Annotated in this window: 4 protein-coding genes; 3 read left to right on the top strand and 1 reads right to left on the bottom strand. The window is 41.2% G+C overall.

The window, feature by feature from the left end; genetic code table 11:
• The 3 genes from ACH2DQ_RS26440 to ACH2DQ_RS26430 form a co-directional block, all read left to right on the top strand.
• Window positions 1-364, top strand: a 364-nt coding sequence (locus ACH2DQ_RS26440; RefSeq protein ID WP_395028660.1) for a hypothetical protein, incomplete at its 5' end; no start/stop codon positions are given.
• A 343-nt stretch (window positions 365-707) separates the two neighbouring features.
• On the top strand, window positions 708-1,376 hold the full coding sequence (locus ACH2DQ_RS26435) for a response regulator transcription factor (RefSeq protein WP_394913600.1): 669 nt from the start codon (window positions 708-710) through the stop codon (window positions 1,374-1,376).
• On the top strand, window positions 1,373-2,545 hold the full coding sequence (locus tag ACH2DQ_RS26430; RefSeq protein WP_394913599.1) for a sensor histidine kinase: 1,173 nt from the start codon (window positions 1,373-1,375) through the stop codon (window positions 2,543-2,545). Before ACH2DQ_RS26435 ends, ACH2DQ_RS26430 begins: the two co-directional genes overlap by 4 nt.
• A gap of 74 nt (window positions 2,546-2,619) precedes the next feature.
• Here ACH2DQ_RS26430 and ACH2DQ_RS26425 read toward each other — a convergent pair.
• Window positions 2,620-3,159, bottom strand: a 540-nt coding sequence (locus tag ACH2DQ_RS26425) for an FtsX-like permease family protein (RefSeq protein ID WP_395028659.1), incomplete at its 5' end; no start/stop codon positions are given.

The raw sequence follows: 3,159 nt of genomic DNA, 5'->3' as shown, positions 1-3,159 counted from the left end.
AACGATATATATTAGTGATGAAGAATCAACACCACAGCGTAAGTATACGTTTAATGAAGAATTAATGTTTATAGATGATGATGCTAGGAAGAATTATACTTCAAGTGATACATTTGGAAATGTTGTATATGGAGGGACTTTGAAAAATAAAACACATAAAGAATTACTGGCTCTATTTTGTGATGTTATAAATTTACTCGATGGGGCAAAAGGCATTATCGTAGAAGAACAGTTTGTATCGCAAGAGGGGCATGAGTATCAAAAATGCAGTTATATTATAAAGATTTGTAATGAGTCAAATATTATAAGAAATATTAGGTATGAGAATATTTTATTTTTGATTAATGAAGAAATTATGAATTGAATATTTGAATGAAGTGTTATAAAACAATAGCTAGAACATCTATGCGTTGAAATACCGGACTCCTAGGGTGGAGTTTGTGATTACAAGGGGAAAAGGTTATTTGATATTAATTACAAGATTATCCTTCTCATTTTACCAAAAGATATTAAAACAAGATCAAAGGTTAATGTTTACACAAGACATATAACGGATATCCCAACATATCAAAAACTTTGCAGATTGGAAAATAAATAAAACTATAGTATACTTATAAAAAGGAATTATCGTAATAAACAAACTCAGAAAAAATGCAACTAAAACGCCAGAAATATAACAAACATCCAGAAAGCCGCAGGTAAAAGAAATGACAAAAATATTACTACTAGAAGATGACGAAACGATCGCATTTGGCATCAAAGCAGCCCTTTCCCGAAAGGGCTATGAGGTTACCCATTGCGAGACTTTGGAAAAAGCGAAAAAGGAGTTTCACCAGGGGTTTCAATTGGTGCTGTTGGATTTGAATCTTCCAGATGGTAATGGGTATGGGTTCTGCAAATGGGTAAGGGACCAGGGAGATACCAGCATTATCTTTTTAACTGTCCGTGACGAGGTGGCAGATATTACAAAAGGACTGGATATGGGGGCTGATGATTATATTACGAAGCCATTTCATATTGCAGTTCTGGAGTCGCGGATTGCGGCTGTCTTAAGGCGGGTGCCGGAAGACGGCAAGGGGTGGATTGTCTGCGGAGATATTCAAGTTGATAAGGATAAGATGCAGGCAGTGCTAAAGGGAGAAAACATCTCTCTTACGGCGCTGGAATACCGTCTGCTTCTGGTTTTGATGGAGAACAAAGGCAGAACACTTCCACGGAATCTGATCCTGGAGAAGCTGTGGGATTCGGAAGGGAACTTTGTCAATGACAATACTTTGACGGTTACCATGAAACGTTTGCGTGAAAAATTAAAAAATACCAGGCATATTTTAACAATACGGGGAATTGGGTACCGGATGGAGGAAATCTTGTCATGAATCCAGGATGGAAAGCATTTTTAAAAAGGTGTTTGCTCTGGATGATTCCGGGCATACTGACAGGCTGGCTGATGGCTGTATTTATAACGGTCCATGAGCATCATATGACAGCAGACCTTGTGGGCTCTGTACTGCAGAACGATTCTCTGCAGGCTGGGCTTAAACGCATTTCAAAGGAAGAAAGAGGTGCAGGGACTGCATTTTTGCAGAAATACGGATACCGACCCCTTGGGAAACTGGGAGACAACATTTTCTATACATCTATAATAGGTATCGTTTTTTTTCAGGGGCTTGGCGGGGTTATCTTTGTGAGCAGGAGAAGGAATGAGAGAAAGCTGGAAGACCGTATACAGGAGTTAACCGAATACATGAGATCCGTTCATTATGGGGAAGCGAAGACCCTCTCACGTATAGAAGATGGCTTTTCCCAGCTGGAGGATGAGATTTATAAGACGGTAATGGAATTAAAGTGTACGAAGGAGACAGCGGTTCGGGATCACCAGGTATTGTCGGAGCGGATTGCAGACATTGCACATCAGCTAAAGACCCCGCTGACATCGATGTCTTTGATGACGGAACTGTTAGAGGACTATCAGACAGAAGAGACGAAGGAATATCTGGTGCATTTAAAAAATCAGGCGGAACGGCTCCAAAAGCTGGTATCCGGACTTTTAATTCTGGCAAAGCTGGATTCCCATGTTATTGATTTTGAACAGAACCAGGTGGAAGTCTCTGATTTGATCAATGCGGCATCAGAACCACTGCTGGAAATGATGAACCGTGAAGAAATTTCCCTGGAGGTAAAGTGCCAGGAGCCAGGGGATGCACCGTCCTGGATACTGGCAGACATGCAGTGGACCAGTGAAGCACTTCTGAATATTTTAAAAAACTGTGTGGAACATACACCAAAAAAAGGTACCATTGAGGTGTCGTATAAAAAGAATCCCCTTTATGCAGAATTACAGATCGTTGACAGCGGTTTGGGGTTTTCGAAGAAAGATCTTCCCCATTTGTTTGAGCGGTTTTATCGGGGTGAGGATGCGGCAAAGGACAGTGCAGGTATCGGTCTTGCGCTTGCCAGGCTGATCATAGAAAAACAAAACGGACACATCCATGCAGAAAATACATCTGATGGACATGCCCGGTTCCGGATTCGGTTTTATGTGTAAAACCGAATGCCGGCGCTTATTACCTGTAAGAGGCAGTGTGATATCTCATTATATCTAATTTTATCTTATTCTTATTATATAGTGTCATCTTTGACAGAAGTGATAATATTGTCCTTTTCTATCTTCCGCCCGCCTAAAATATAGGCACCTATAATTGCCAGCAGGACCAAAAACGTATACCCAAGAATAGGCACAAAGGGTGCATAAGGCAGATATTCCGGCAAAGTCACCTCATTGATCCAAAGAAACATGGTCAATATAATTATCTGGAAAGGGATGCTTAAGAGCAGCGGTTTGAGCCCCAGGGTAATCCCTTCCAGGAATAACATCTTCCAAAGCTGCCGGGATGAAAGTCCTGCGGATTTTAACATTCCGAATTCCTTTCTTCTCTGGCGGAGATTTCCCGAGATGCTGGCCCATACATTTGATAATCCGATCACAGCCAAAAGTCCTGTGAGAAAGGCAACGATCAAATTCATTACGTTTGACTCTGAATCATCCATTTCCTTCAACATGGCAAGGTCCGTAATCAGGTAGTCTCCGGTACCATAATAGCGGGTAAGCAGTGATTCCACCTGAGAGGATACTTTCTGAATCAGGGGATAGGAGATGCC

Source organism: Robinsoniella sp., assembly GCF_034124845.1.
The sequence above is the reverse complement of the archived record's forward strand: the minus strand, read 5'-3'. Positions and strand labels throughout refer to the sequence as shown.

What these genes read in the sequence shown, in the direction of transcription:
- ACH2DQ_RS26430 (WP_394913599.1), top strand. Translation starts at nt 1,373, where the DNA reads ATGAATCCAGGATGGAAAGCATTTTTAAAAAGGTGTTTGCTCTGGATG.
- ACH2DQ_RS26435 (WP_394913600.1), top strand. Translation starts at nt 708, where the DNA reads ATGACAAAAATATTACTACTAGAAGATGACGAAACGATCGCATTTGGC.